Source organism: Achromobacter sp. F4_2707 (genome assembly GCF_047501535.1).
Lineage (GTDB): Bacteria > Pseudomonadota > Gammaproteobacteria > Burkholderiales > Burkholderiaceae_B > Yanghanlia.
The window spans coordinates 311,151-323,941 of the sequence record NZ_JAZDRJ010000002.1 but is presented as its reverse complement, the minus strand read 5'-3'; the positions used below and the strand labels follow the sequence as shown (position 1 = coordinate 323,941).

7 protein-coding genes are annotated in these 12,791 nt (G+C 55.9%); 6 read left to right on the top strand and 1 reads right to left on the bottom strand.

Going from position 1 to position 12,791, the window contains the following annotated elements; all coding sequences use genetic code 11:
• The first annotated feature begins 7 nt into the window (after window positions 1-7).
• Genes VRY85_RS03515 through VRY85_RS03500 form a run of 4 tightly spaced genes read left to right on the top strand, consistent with a single transcriptional unit; the run spans window position 8 to window position 4,393 of the window.
• Window positions 8-226 carry a hypothetical protein gene (locus VRY85_RS03515; protein ID WP_414597213.1) on the top strand — a complete coding sequence of 73 codons (219 nt, stop codon included), beginning with the start codon at window positions 8-10 and terminating at the stop codon, window positions 224-226.
• Complete coding sequence (locus VRY85_RS03510) at window positions 226-2,391, top strand: type I secretion system permease/ATPase (RefSeq protein WP_414597212.1); 2,166 nt, start codon at window positions 226-228, stop codon at window positions 2,389-2,391. The genes VRY85_RS03515 and VRY85_RS03510 overlap by 1 nt, the downstream gene beginning before the upstream one ends.
• Window positions 2,388-3,755 (top strand): HlyD family type I secretion periplasmic adaptor subunit, encoded by a 1,368-nt coding sequence (locus VRY85_RS03505; protein WP_414597211.1) that lies wholly within the window; start codon window positions 2,388-2,390, stop codon window positions 3,753-3,755. Before VRY85_RS03510 ends, VRY85_RS03505 begins: the two co-directional genes overlap by 4 nt.
• 17 nt (window positions 3,756-3,772) lie before the next feature.
• Entirely contained in the window at window positions 3,773-4,393 is a 621-nt protein-coding gene (locus VRY85_RS03500; RefSeq protein ID WP_414597210.1) for a LuxR C-terminal-related transcriptional regulator, read from the top strand.
• A gap of 26 nt (window positions 4,394-4,419) precedes the next feature.
• Here the strand turns inward: VRY85_RS03500 and VRY85_RS03495 are convergent, their stop codons facing one another.
• Window positions 4,420-4,884, bottom strand: a complete 465-nt coding sequence (locus VRY85_RS03495; RefSeq protein ID WP_414597209.1) for a type II toxin-antitoxin system HicB family antitoxin — start codon at window positions 4,882-4,884, stop codon at window positions 4,420-4,422.
• Window positions 4,885-5,209: 325 nt separating this feature from the next.
• Between VRY85_RS03495 and VRY85_RS03490 the strand changes: the two genes are divergently transcribed.
• Together VRY85_RS03490 and VRY85_RS03485 are read left to right on the top strand one after the other, a co-directional pair.
• Window positions 5,210-8,920 carry a retention module-containing protein gene (locus VRY85_RS03490; RefSeq protein ID WP_414597208.1) on the top strand — a complete coding sequence of 1,237 codons (3,711 nt, stop codon included), beginning with the start codon at window positions 5,210-5,212 and terminating at the stop codon, window positions 8,918-8,920.
• A 290-nt stretch (window positions 8,921-9,210) separates the two neighbouring features.
• Window positions 9,211-12,791 (top strand): retention module-containing protein (locus VRY85_RS03485; RefSeq protein ID WP_414597207.1); only part of this gene is annotated, 3,581 nt, incomplete at its 3' end.

The window sequence follows — 12,791 nt, the reverse complement described above, 5'->3', positions numbered from 1 at the left end:
AGTAGTTTTGGAAAAGGATGATCTTCAAAAGTCAGAACTTACCGCGCTTGACGCCGAGTTCATACGAGTGCTGGAAGACTTGATCGACGCTTTGGTTGCCAATGGCACTTTGCGCTTGACCGATCTTCCGCCTGAAGCCTTGGCTAAGCTGAATCGACGTAAGGGCGCTCGCCGCCGCTTACGCGATTCACTCGATCTGATTCAAGATGAGGACAATCTTTTCTAATGGATGGTTTGTTGAACAGCCCCGACCATGTGCCACCCCACCTGACACATGATGACCCGCTTGTGGCTTGTCTGGTGGAAATTTCCAAGCTGCATGGCAACCCGGTTTCTGCCCAAGCGCTCACGAGTGGCCTACCTCTGGTCGATGACAAACTGACGCTTTCGTTGCTGCCCCGAGCGGCAGCGCGGGCGCATTGCTCTGCGCGTTTGCTGCGTCGCAAATTAGACGATTTGCCTGCTGCGGTGCTGCCCGCCATTCTCATCATGAAGGATGGTCGTGCTTGCGTGTTGCTAGGCAAAAGCAAGTCTGGCTTTCAAGTGCTGTTTCCGGAAACCGGCAGCAGCGCTGTAGAGGTCGATCGTAAGGAACTGCTTCAGCAATATTCCGGCCTGGCTTATTTCATTAAGCCCCTGTTCCGATTCGAAGGCCGTGCTCGTGAAGACAAAAAAGATCGAGCCGGCCATTGGTTCTGGAGTGCCGTTTTCAATAACTGGCGCTTGTACAGGGACGCCTTGGTGGCGGCCGTGCTGATCAACATCTTTGCACTCGTCATGCCGTTGTACACCCTGAACGTGTACGACCGTGTTGTGCCCAATAATGCGATCGAAACATTGTGGGTGATGACACTAGGCATTGGCCTGGTCATAGTGTTCAACATGGTGCTCACCAGCATACGAGCGTATGTGGTGGATCAGGCCAGTAAGCGGGTCGATATGCGCTTGTCTGCCCGCATCATGGAGCGCGTGCTCGACTTGCGCATGGATGCCCGGCCTGAATCTGTGGGTTCGTTTGCGGCCAACTTGCGTTCCTTTGAATCGGTGCGCGATTTTATCGCATCGGCCAGCCTCACAACGCTGGTTGATCTTCCCTTCGTCCTGCTGTTTTTGGGGGTGATGGCGTGGATCTCGCCCTATATGGTGATACCGCCGCTCGTGGCGATTATTCTGATTTTGGCCGTGTCCTTTGTCTCTCAGGCCCGTATGGGGCGTCTGGTACAGGAATCCTTTCAGGCCAGTGCGCAGCGTAATGCAGGCTTGGTGGAATCTCTATCGGGCCTGGAAACGCTGAAAACGTTGAATGCGCAAAGTACCGCGCAGCGTAAATGGGAAGCCTCCACCGAGTTCCTGGCTACCCTCGGCACACGCATCAAATTTATTTCTTCTACGACTATTGCTTTTGTGCAGATGTGTCAGCAATTGGTAACGATAGCGGTCATCGTGATCGGTACCTTCCTGATTCAACAGGCTGAACTTTCCCTGGGGGGCATCATTGCCTCCTCCATGGTCGCCGGGCGCTGCGTGGCGCCACTGGGACAGGTGGCCGGGTTGATGATGCAATGGCAGAACGCACGCAGTTCTTTGGGCTCTATCGACACTTACATGAAGATGCCGGTGGAACGCCCTGAGCAAAAAAGCTTTGTGCCGCGCCCCCGCTTGGAAGGCGGCATTGAGTTTCGGAATGTCTCGTTTGCCTATCCCGGCAGCCGGCAAGCGGCGCTCAACAACATCAACATCAAGATTCAACCCGGCGAGCGGGTGGGTGTCATCGGCCGTATCGGCTCGGGTAAGAGCACCTTGGAAAAACTCATTCTCGGCTTATACGCTCCGACCGAAGGTTCGGTGCTGATCGATGGCATTGACATCAAACAGATTGACCCCGCTGATCTGCGCCGTTCCGTCGGCTATGTGCCGCAAGACCCGGTGCTGTTTTACGGCAGCCTCAAATACAACCTCACTATGGGCGCTCCGTTTGCAGAAGATGAGCAAATGCTGGAAGTCGCCCGGATTGCCGGCATTGATGAATTCGTCGCCCAACACCCTGATGGTTACGACATGATGATCAGCGAGCGCGGCGACTCGCTGTCTGGTGGGCAGCGACAATCTATTTCCGTGGCGCGTGCGCTCATTAACAACCCGCCAATTTTGCTGCTTGATGAACCCAGCAGCAATATGGATAACCAGAGCGAAGCGGCCCTCAAACGGCGCCTGAAAGCAGCCAGCCAAAGCAAGACGATGGTACTCATTACCCACCGCACCTCCTTGCTGGATCTGGTCGATCGTCTGATTGTTATCGACGGTGGTCGCGTCATGGCCGATGGCTCTAAAGAACAAGTGATCGAAGCGCTGAAGCAAGGGCGCATCGGCAGTTCGCGGAGGCCCGCATGATTCCGCGTATTTTCTTTTTGCCGGGCATCCGCCCACTGTCTTTTATCGAGTCAGAAACATCAAGCCAGGCTCAAGCCGTCCATGAGGACGCCATCAAGGCGCTCAAACAGCAAGAGGTACGAGGTTCTCGCTTGCTGATCTGGGTAAGCCTGCTAGTCATCGTTTCCCTAATCGTCTGGGCCAGCCTGGCGTATATCGATGAAGTCGTGCGAGGTGACGGTAAAGTCGTTCCGTCGCGCCAGATTCAGGTCATTCAAAGTCTGGATGGCGGGGTTGTCGAGGAAATTCTGGTACGGCCCGGACAGTTGGTCGAACAGGGCGATGTCTTACTGCGCATCGACCCGACTCGTTTCTCCTCTTCGCTGGGAGAAAATCGCGCTGAAATGTTTTCTCTGTTGGCCAAGGCGGCACGGCTCGAAGCTATCGCCACGGGCGAACCGTTTATTGCTCCAGAAGAAGTTGCTGCGGAAGCTCCACATATTATCGATATGGAGCGGCGAGTCTGGGAAAACCGCATACTGGAAATTGAAACCACTGTCAGGCAGGCGGAAGAGCAGCTTAAACAGCGGCAACAGGAGCTGCGCGAAACCGAAGCGAATCGGGATCAGGCCGCATCCAGTTGCAGCCTGACCTCGCGCGAACTTGCTGTGACACGGCCTTTGCTCAAGAGTGGAGCCGTGTCTGAAGTCGACTTGTTACGGCTGCAGCGCGATGTTGCCCGATTCTGTGGTGAACAGAAGGCGGCAACGGCACAGATCGACCGTATCCGTGCGTCGATTGATGAAGCCACCATCAAAATCAAGGAAACAGAACTCACCGCACGCAATCAGGCCCGCGCCGATCTTTCTGAAACCCGGGGCCGCCTTGCCACGCTGCGTGAAGGGCAGACAGCGCTGGTTGACCGCGTGAAACTTGCCGAGGTGCGTTCCCCCGTGCGCGGCACCGTCAATACCTTGTCGGCCAATACCATTGGAGGTGTGGTGCAACCGGGCAAGGATATTCTGGAAATCGTGCCTACCGACGACACGCTGCTGCTGGAAGTGCGCATCAACCCGCGTGATATCGGCTTTCTTCACCCCGGCCAGAAGGCCGAAGTGAAATTCACTGCGTATGACTTTGCGGTATACGGCGGCTTGTCGGGTGAAGTTGAACAGATTGGCGCCGACACCATTACCGATGAAAAAGGCAATTCTTTCTACGTGGTGAAAGTACGTACCGAACGTGCCCACGTAGGCGACGAAGCGCTACCCATTCTTCCCGGCATGATGGCTGAAGTCCATGTGCTGACGGGCAAGCGCACAGTAATGCAGTACCTGCTCAAGCCGGTTCTGCGGGCAAGATCCAACGCCTTTACCGAGCGTTGATAAGAGAGAAAGCAGCTATGCAAGCCGTTTCTGTTTTGTTGATTACTCACGACGACTTCCTGTGGCAACACTGGCGCCAGCTGGCCCAGCCCGACTGGATGCCCGCACGCGGCAAGAGCCTGCAAGACCTGAGCCGTTGGCGCGAACAAGGCCGCAGCCTGGTCATGCTCGACGCAGGCATGCCGCATCTGCCCGACTGGGGCGACCCTGCATGGGCGGCGCAGTTCCAGGGCATGAAAGTCGTGGTGGCCACCATGCAGCCCAGCGATGAAGAAGGCAAGCGCGTGCTTACCGCCGGCGCCAGCGGTTATGTACATGCCTATTCACCCGTCGAAGCCCTGGGCACAGTGCTGCAGACAGTGAATGCCGGCGGTATCTGGATGGGCCCGACCCTGCTGGCACGCCTGCTGCGCCAGATTGATCAAAACATGCCCCGGCAGGGCGATTGGGCCGACGGCCTGACCCAGCGCGAACGCGAAGTCGCCGAACGCGCTGCGATTGGTCACAGCAACCAGACCATTGCCGAAGCATTGAATATTACCGAACGCACCGTGCGCGCCCACCTTTCCGCGGTGTTCCAGAAGCTCGGTGTCAACGACCGCTTGCTGCTGGCCTTGAAGGTACACGGCGTCAGCTGACGGCGAGGTAAGCCGGCCTCAAGGCATTACTCAATGCTGAGTATTAGCCGCTTGCCTAACACGCGAGCGGCTTTGTCGAGGGTTCTCAGACTGGGCCAATGATGCGGATCTTCCAGACGCTTGGCCTGTGGCCAGCTTGTTTCCAGCGCTCGCGCCAAGTCCGCCAAGCTACGGTCACCGCGCGCTGCGCGCAATAACAAAACACCCTGTGTTTTGGCGTCCGGGGCGATGTAATGCGCCTTTTTAACCCCCTGGCTGGGCTCAGGTATCGCCAACCCTTCGGAAAGACGGCCTTCCAGAGTCAGTGTTAACACCTCGGTGGCGTTGAAAAATATTTCTTCCAGGGTGTCACCCTCGGTGAACGCTTCGTCGAGGTCGACGAATTGAAGGCAGAAACCGCCTTCCGGCTCCTCGGTGATTAAAGCCGGGTAACGAATATCCATAGTACGTCCATGAGCGTGGAGTTTCTTGATGACGTCTTTACCGTGCATATAAATTTTATCAAAAAAGATATATTAATAATAGTTTGATATGGATATGGATTGCGAAGAGGACAGTGGGTGCTTGTCTGATCTGCCGTGATCAGAGCACTCTAGGTCATACCGTCAGAACAGGAAATTGGACAAATTTGTCCAGCAAGACGGGATGTCCCCTATTTAAATCTTGAAACAACTGGTTCCAAAGATTGGCGGCGACGCCAATAGTTTCCGCCTGTATCGGTGCGTAAGCTTTCCTTAGGCTTTTGGAAGTATGTCTGCACCTTGCAAACGTATCCGCCTGTAAGGTGCCAACCCGCTACCTGTAAAGGGGTGCAACATGGCTACCAGTTCTCTTATCACGCAAGTCACCGGACAAGCATGGGTCCGTGGCGCAGATGGTTCCCTTACGCCTTTGCGCGAAGGCATGAGCGTTCCCTCCGATGCCGCAATTGTTACCGCCGAAGGCGCCAGCGTGCAGCTTCAGCCTGACGGCATGCAGCCACTGACAATCGGCGGCAATCGCGATGTTCAGTTGAGCTCGGTGGCTGCTCCGGTAGCAGATCCTTCCTCTTCAGTAGCCGGCGTCCCCGCCGACCCCGAAGCCGCGCGCGTACTGGCGGCCCTGCAGGCGGGTGAAGACCCCTTCGCCGCGCTCGACCCCACGGCTGCGGTTCTGGCAGGTACAGGTGGCGACGACGGTGGCAGCAGCTTCACGCGTATTGCCGCGATTGTGGAAACCACCACACCGCTGGGCCTGGAATACCCGCGTCCAGTTGTGCCGGGGATTGAAGATATTCGTTTGGGCGGGATCAGTGGCGGGGCCGGCGACCCGGTTTCGGCGGTTGTCCCGCCTGCGGTCGTTCCCGATGGCCCGACCATCAATATCCCTGACGGTAACGATATTCCTGGAGGCGATGGCCAACCTCCCCAAAGCGTCCCTGGGACCTTGTCGATTTTCGAAGGAGACACCGAAACTGGCGTCACGGGCACCTTCAATTTCACGGCCCCGGGTGGGCTGCAATCCCTGACCTTCCAGTTTTCCCAAGAATCGGGTACAGACGGCGGCAGCGATGCCCCGGTGGAAACCTCGCTGGTTGTTACGCTCGCTCAGTTGCAAGCCGCGACCGATGCGACTCCCATTGAAATCGATACGGATCGTGGTTTGCTGCTGCTGACTGGCTACGACCCGGCAACAGGTGAAGTCAGCTATCGCTATGTTTCCGATGGTCGCCAGGATCATCGCCACGGCGATGATGGCGAGTCGGTATTTGATACCGTCACCATTACCGTTCAGGATAACCAAGGTCGCAGCGTGTCTGCGGACTTTGTGGCGAATATTACGGATAGTGAGCCGACTGCTGTTGCGGATTCTGATGATATTACCGCTGGAGATGAGGCTGGCTTTATCGACGGTAACGTACTGGCTAACGATGACGAAGGCGAGGACGGCCGTGAAGGCGTGGTGGACTGGAGCCATGCTGACAATGCTGCTGTGCTTGAAGCGCTAGGCGATTACGGCACATTCACCCCACAAGACAATGGTGATTGGGTATTTACGCTGAATCCTGAAAGCTTGGCGCTTGCGCAATTGGCGGCAACCGATAGCGTGCCATTTGTGCTGAAGTACAGTTTCCAGGACGCGGATGGCGACAGTGCGGAGTCCACACTGACAATCACGATCACGGGTACCAACGATGGCGTAGAACTGTCGGGTGATATTGGTGCAACCGGCGGCGATAAACAGGTGCTGGAGGCCAACTTGGAAGAAGGTACCGCATCTAATCCGGGTGCGCTGGTGAAGATAGGGTCGTTCGGTTTTACTTCGCCGGATGGTCTAGGCGATACGGGTACGGTAAAGATTGGTGACTTGGAGTTCACAGCGGCGCAACTGGCTAATCTGAATGGAGCACAGGTTATTAATACTGCGTTCGGCACGTTGGCATTGATGGGCTTTACCGGCGACCAGTATGGCGGCACGATTAGTTATCGGTACACGCTGACAGGGCATGTGGACAACGACAGCCAGCCGGATGCGACAGGTACGGGTTACCTGGAAACATTTGCGGTGGTCGTTGAAAATCGTTTAGGCGAGACGGCCACTTCGCAGTTGTCGGTGAATATTGTTGATGATGCACCGAGGGTGGCGGCAGATACGGGGGATGTAGCCGAGGGCGGTACATTGACCGTGCTTGTTGAAGATGGCGTATTGTTCAACGACCACGCTGGCGCGGATGGCTGGAATGGGGGGGATGGTGGTGTCGTGGGTGTGGTTGCCGGAGCCAATACAACGGTACATACGGATGATGCGAATACAGTCGGTACCCAGATCGACGGGCTATATGGAAAGCTGACGCTGAATGCGGATGGCAGTTACACCTATGTCGCGAAAGCGAATGCAATCAGCACAGATCAAGTCGATACCTTCGTGTACACCGTTAAGGATGCCGATGGAGATCTGGTTTCCACAACACTTACCATTAACGTTGCTGATGTGGTGAAGGATTATGAAATCAAGATTGGGACCGCTGGTGGCGACACAATAAACAGTAGCGTGGGTCACAATTCCATCATTGTCGGAGACATACCGGCCGACCCGGTTACTGAACCCGGGAAAAACTACAACATCGCCTTTATCGTAGATAGTTCTGGCAGTATGGGAGCCACCAGAGTTACCCAAGCCAAGCAAGCTATCCGCACTGTGATCCAGGCGTTGCGTGCTAGCGCGGAAAACGATCCCTCGGAAGAAACAGGTACTGTAAAAATTTATATTTCTGATTTCGACGCGTCTTTACGAAATACAGTGGTTTTCAGCTTGGATGACCCTTCGCTTGACAGTAAGCTGGACGCCTTCATGAATACTGTTTCGAGTGGTGGGGGAACCAACTACGAAGCAGCTTTCAAAGACGCGGCTAACTGGTTTCTTTCTCCCGATGTGGCGGCAAATACAGGAGAAAATCTCACTTACTTTGTTACTGATGGTATGCCCACATACTATCAACATGATGAAAGGGAGACTCTTCCAGGGCAAGGGAATGCCAATGATTATTCCATTGGTACAACTCGTGTTTTTGGTGGTAACACTTATACTGTTCTACCCAATGGAGAGGGTGGGCATGAGTGGTCCAGAAGAGGCGGGAATGGAAGCAGTACCGGGAATACAGAGAGAACACAATCGATAGCTGCTTTTGAGTTTCTTGATGATGTTTCTACAGTGGAAGCCATAGGAATCGGATCAGGTATTACTTTTTCTAATTTGAGTCCTTACGATTCTGATGGGAATCCACAAACAGGCATCGATACGAGTGAATTGGCCGAGGCTATTTTAGGCAGGATCGATCTTGTTCAAATGGGTCAAGACATAATCCGCGGAGACGACCAAGACGACATTCTGTTCGGGGATTCACTTATTCTGCCTGGACAAGATACCGGTATCTTCACGATCAATGATCTTAAAGCATATGTTGGAACCCAGATAACCAAGGAAGCGGCTGATGTAACGGATGAAGATGTCCAGACTTATATTACGATCAATCACGAACACTTCAATCGCTCTACTGATCTTGATAATCGTGACGAACTGGATGGCGGCGCCGGGAATGACATCCTCTTTGGAGGCGGCGGTAATGACACTTTGATCGGTGGTAAAGGCAACGACACGCTGTATGGCGGTGACGGCGACGACACCTTCAAATGGGTGGCCGGAGACCAAGGCTCGGTAGGAGACGGCCGGGCGGTTGATACCGTCATGGACTTCGAGATGGGTAGTGCTGACCCGACCGATGGCGATACGCTTGACCTGGCTGACCTTCTGGTAGGGGAAGCAGGGCAGGACCTCACCAATTTCCTGCATCTGTCCGAAGCGGGTGGCGACACCATCATCAACATCAATACCCAGGGCGGGCTTGCCGGCGTTGCGGCAAACAGTGATCAACAGATTGTCCTTAAAGGGGTTGCTTTGTCTGACTTTGCTGAAGGAGCGAATCTGAGCGACCAGAGCGACATCATCACCAAGCTCATCGATCAAGGCAAGATCAACGTTGACCAGTAAGCTGTAGTCGAAATCAGGCATCAACAAGCCCACGGCTCCATTCAGGGCCGTGGGCTTGCCTTTTGGGTTTCAGGTTGGTTCCGGCGCCATGTGGTGTCAGAGCTACGCCCTGTTTCATCGCCTTTCTTGTTATTTGTCAAAATTTGACAGTTCCTTGCTAAATACTGTCGCCAACGCCAATAGCGATGCCCCTCATCCTTTCGTAACATCGGTGACTATTAGTTTCGTTGCGCGTTTACAGCACGCAGCATTCCGCTGGTGTGTCGATAATTTCCTGGAGCAGGCTCAACATGGCATCCGTTTCTCTCATCACGCAAGTTACTGGTCAAGCATGGGTTCGTGGTACTGATGGTTCTCTGACGCCTTTGCGCGAAGGCATGAGCGTGCCTGCAGACGCACAGATTGTCACCGCCGACGGTGCCAGCGTACAGCTGCAGCCCGAAGGTATGCCGGCTGTGAGCATTGGCGAAAACCGCCAAGTCCAGTTGGGTGCTGATATGGCGCAGGCGCCTGTTGATCCTTCCGCTGCAGCAGCCGGTGCGCTGCCCGATGGCGATGCCGCACGCGTGTTGGCCGCCTTGCAAGCCGGTGAAGATCCTTTCGAAGTCCTTGATGCTACTGCTGCGGTAACAACCGGTGGTGGCGGTGATGACGGCGGCAGCTCGTTCACGCGTCTTGCGGCCATTATCGAAACCACCACGCCGCTGGGTCTTGAATACCCGCGCCCCAGTCAGCCGGGTATCGAAGACGTTCGCCTGGGTGGCGGTGGTGTGGGTGGTGAAGGCGCCGCAGCGCCGGTTGATGGTCTGACTGCACCCAGCACCCTGGTGATCAGCGCGGCTTCCAATGTCGTTGAAGGCAACACCATTACGTATACCGCTGTTGTCAGCAACCCCGTGGCCGGGTCGCCGCTGGTAGTCACCCTGACGAACGGCGCGATCATTACGATTCCCGTTGGCGGAACCACCGGTACGGTCGTGGTCGACACACGCCCGGACGATGTGTATCTCCAGGGCGATATTCCGGAAACCGTCGGTGTGGCAGACACGACCGGCGGTAACTACGAGAGCCTGGATACATCCAGCACGACCACGACGGTGGTGATGGATGACGATGACCCTGTTCAGATTACGCTGGAAGGCCCTGAAACTGTTGTTGAAGGTGAGCCCATCACCATCACGGCGCGTGTTGAACAGCCGCCTCAGGACACCCCACTGGTCATTACTCTGACCAATGGCGAGCAAATCACCATTGCAGTTGGTGAAACCGAAGGTTCCGTTACGTTTGAGTCGCGTGGCGACGACGACCTGGTGCAGGGCAACGACCCCAGAGAAATCGGCATTCAATCCAGCGAGGGCGGCAATTACGAGAACCCCACGCATGGCGGTTCCGTTACGACTACCGTTCTTGATAACGACGTACCTAAAATCATTGTCAGCGATGTCACCATCAACGAAGGCGACACCGGCACATTCGAAGTTACCTTCGACAAACCGGTAGACAACGCCACCACGGTGACCCTCAAAATCGAACACGGCAACACCGACGACAACGATGTCGATTCCCGCGTTCCTCCTGTTGTGGAAATTGGCGGTGTACCGGTAGCTGTCACCGATAACGGCGACGGCACCTTCAGCTTCGAACTGCCGCCCAACACCATTGATGGCGTGACTGTCACCGTTCAGAGCGGCGACGACGAAACCTTCGAAGGCGAAGAAGACTTCAAGCTGATCGTCACCCAAGAAGGCGAGACTGCTAACGGCACAGAACTGCCAGGCGGTATCCGCGGTGAAGGCACGGGCACCATCGTCGACGATGGTAGCGGCCCCGGAGACACGCCCGACGACGACCGCCCCGAAATCGTGGTGGAAGGCGGTGGTCGTGTGCGCGAAGGAGAACCCGCCGAGTTTGTTGTCAAACTGGTTGGAGAGGTCAAAGACCCACAAGAGGTTGAGCTGCAACTCGACGTGCTCACCGGCGGTACCAACAGCGCCGACGCTGCCGACGTTGGCGAGCCCGTTGTCACCTACGTTGACGCGGGCGGCAACACCGAGACCCTGACCATCGTAGATGGCAAGGTGACACTGCCTGCCGGCGTGACCGAAATCCGCGTCAGCGTTCCTACGGTGGCCGATGACACGCACGAAGGCGAAGAGACCTTCCAGTTGAAGGCGATCGACAATAACGGTGTGACCTCTAATGGCGAAGCCACGGGCGATGCGTCCATCTTCGATAAGCCTTCCATCGAAATCCCCGACACAAATGACGGCCCTGATGTGGTTCCCGGCAATGTTTCTATTGCCGAAGACGCCACCGACGCCGTGGGCGGCACCTTCATCGTTGACGCCCCTGCAGGTTTGGAAAAACTGGTCATCGCAGGTCAGGACGTCACACTGTCGGCTCTGGAAAACCTCGGCACCACCCCAGTCACCATTGGTACCGACAAGGGCTCTCTGAAACTGGTCAGCTACAACCCTGACACCGGCGCCATCGGCTACGAATACACCGTCGCCGGCGCACAAGATCACCAGGCCGGCGACGAATCCGTCGTTGACCGCTTCGAAATCATCGCAGTCGACACCCTGGAACAAACCAGTGATGGCGAGCTGGGTGTGTTGATCACGGATACGGATCCGGTGGCCAATGATGAAGATGGCGGCACGGTGGTTGAGGATGCGGCTGTTGAGCGGCTGTTTGGGAATGTGCTGGCTAACGATACGGCGATTGACGGTCCGGTTACGCTGGTGGCGTGGGGTGACAACGCTGCCGAGGTTGCCCGGGCAGAGCAGTACGGCACGTTGGCGCTGAGGGCAGACGGCACCTGGGAGTTCAAGCTGGACAACAGTCTGTCTGCGGTGCAAGCCCTGACGGAGGCTGACACGCTGGACTTCGCGTTTGATTATGTGATAACGGACTCAGATGGTGACGAGGCGACTGCGACACTGCGCTTTAGCATCCAGGGTGCGGAAGATGCAAGCAAAGTGGATGTCATCCCTGGCCAAGATACAGGTGGCCAGACGGGTGTTGTCGACGAAAAAGGTTTGGGCGACGATAGCGATCATAGTGAGACGACTGGCGGTACCATAACGCTCTCCTCGACCGACGGCATCGCGACAATAACGATTAATGATGAAACGTTTACGCTGTCTGAGTGGCAAGGCAAAAGCGTTGATACAGGCCGTGGCACGTTGACGATTACTGCTGTCACGCCCGGTAGTGACAGCTCGACTGCGACACTCACTTATAGTTACACGCTAAATGGAGCCCAGACTCACCCTGATGGTGCAGAGCGGAATACTTTGGATGAGGATCCGATTGCCGTGACAGTCACGGGTGTGGGTGGCACTACTGCAAGCGGTACGATTGAAATCACTATTGTTGACGATATCCCGACGGTGACGGTGGGCGAGGCGCTGGAGGTGGTGGCTGGCAACAGCACGGATGCGACGGCGGCGGGCAGCTTTACGTTTGACTTTGGTGCGGATGCGGACGGTGGTGCTAAGAGCTTCACGCTGAATGGCGCAGCCTTCACGGCACCGACTGAGGGAGCCCCGGCAGTAATTAGCACGGATCGTGGCACGCTGACGATCAATGTGGATGGCAGCTACACGTATGAGGCCAAGCCCAATGTGAGCGGCACGGAAGAGTTTGTGTTCGTAATCACGGACGCTGATGGTGATACGGCGACGGATACGTTGACGGTGACGATCACTAAGGCCCAAGGTCCTGAGGGTGGTGTGATCCAGGCTGTGACGGTCAATGAGTCGGGCCTGGTCGATGGCGATCCGAAGGCAGGTGGTGAGTTTGCGCTGGTGACGATTCCGACGGGCTTTGAGTTTGCTGGCGTGGTGACCCAGGGTACGTACGGTGA

Excerpts from the sequence above, each read along its gene's own strand:
- VRY85_RS03510 (WP_414597212.1), top strand. The coding sequence starts at position 226 with ATGGATGGTTTGTTGAACAGCCCCGACCATGTGCCACCCCACCTGACA.
- VRY85_RS03505 (WP_414597211.1), top strand. The coding sequence starts at position 2,388 with ATGATTCCGCGTATTTTCTTTTTGCCGGGCATCCGCCCACTGTCTTTT.
- VRY85_RS03500 (WP_414597210.1), top strand. The coding sequence starts at position 3,773 with ATGCAAGCCGTTTCTGTTTTGTTGATTACTCACGACGACTTCCTGTGG.
- VRY85_RS03495 (WP_414597209.1), bottom strand. The coding sequence starts at position 4,884 with ATGCACGGTAAAGACGTCATCAAGAAACTCCACGCTCATGGACGTACT.
- VRY85_RS03490 (WP_414597208.1), top strand. The coding sequence starts at position 5,210 with ATGGCTACCAGTTCTCTTATCACGCAAGTCACCGGACAAGCATGGGTC.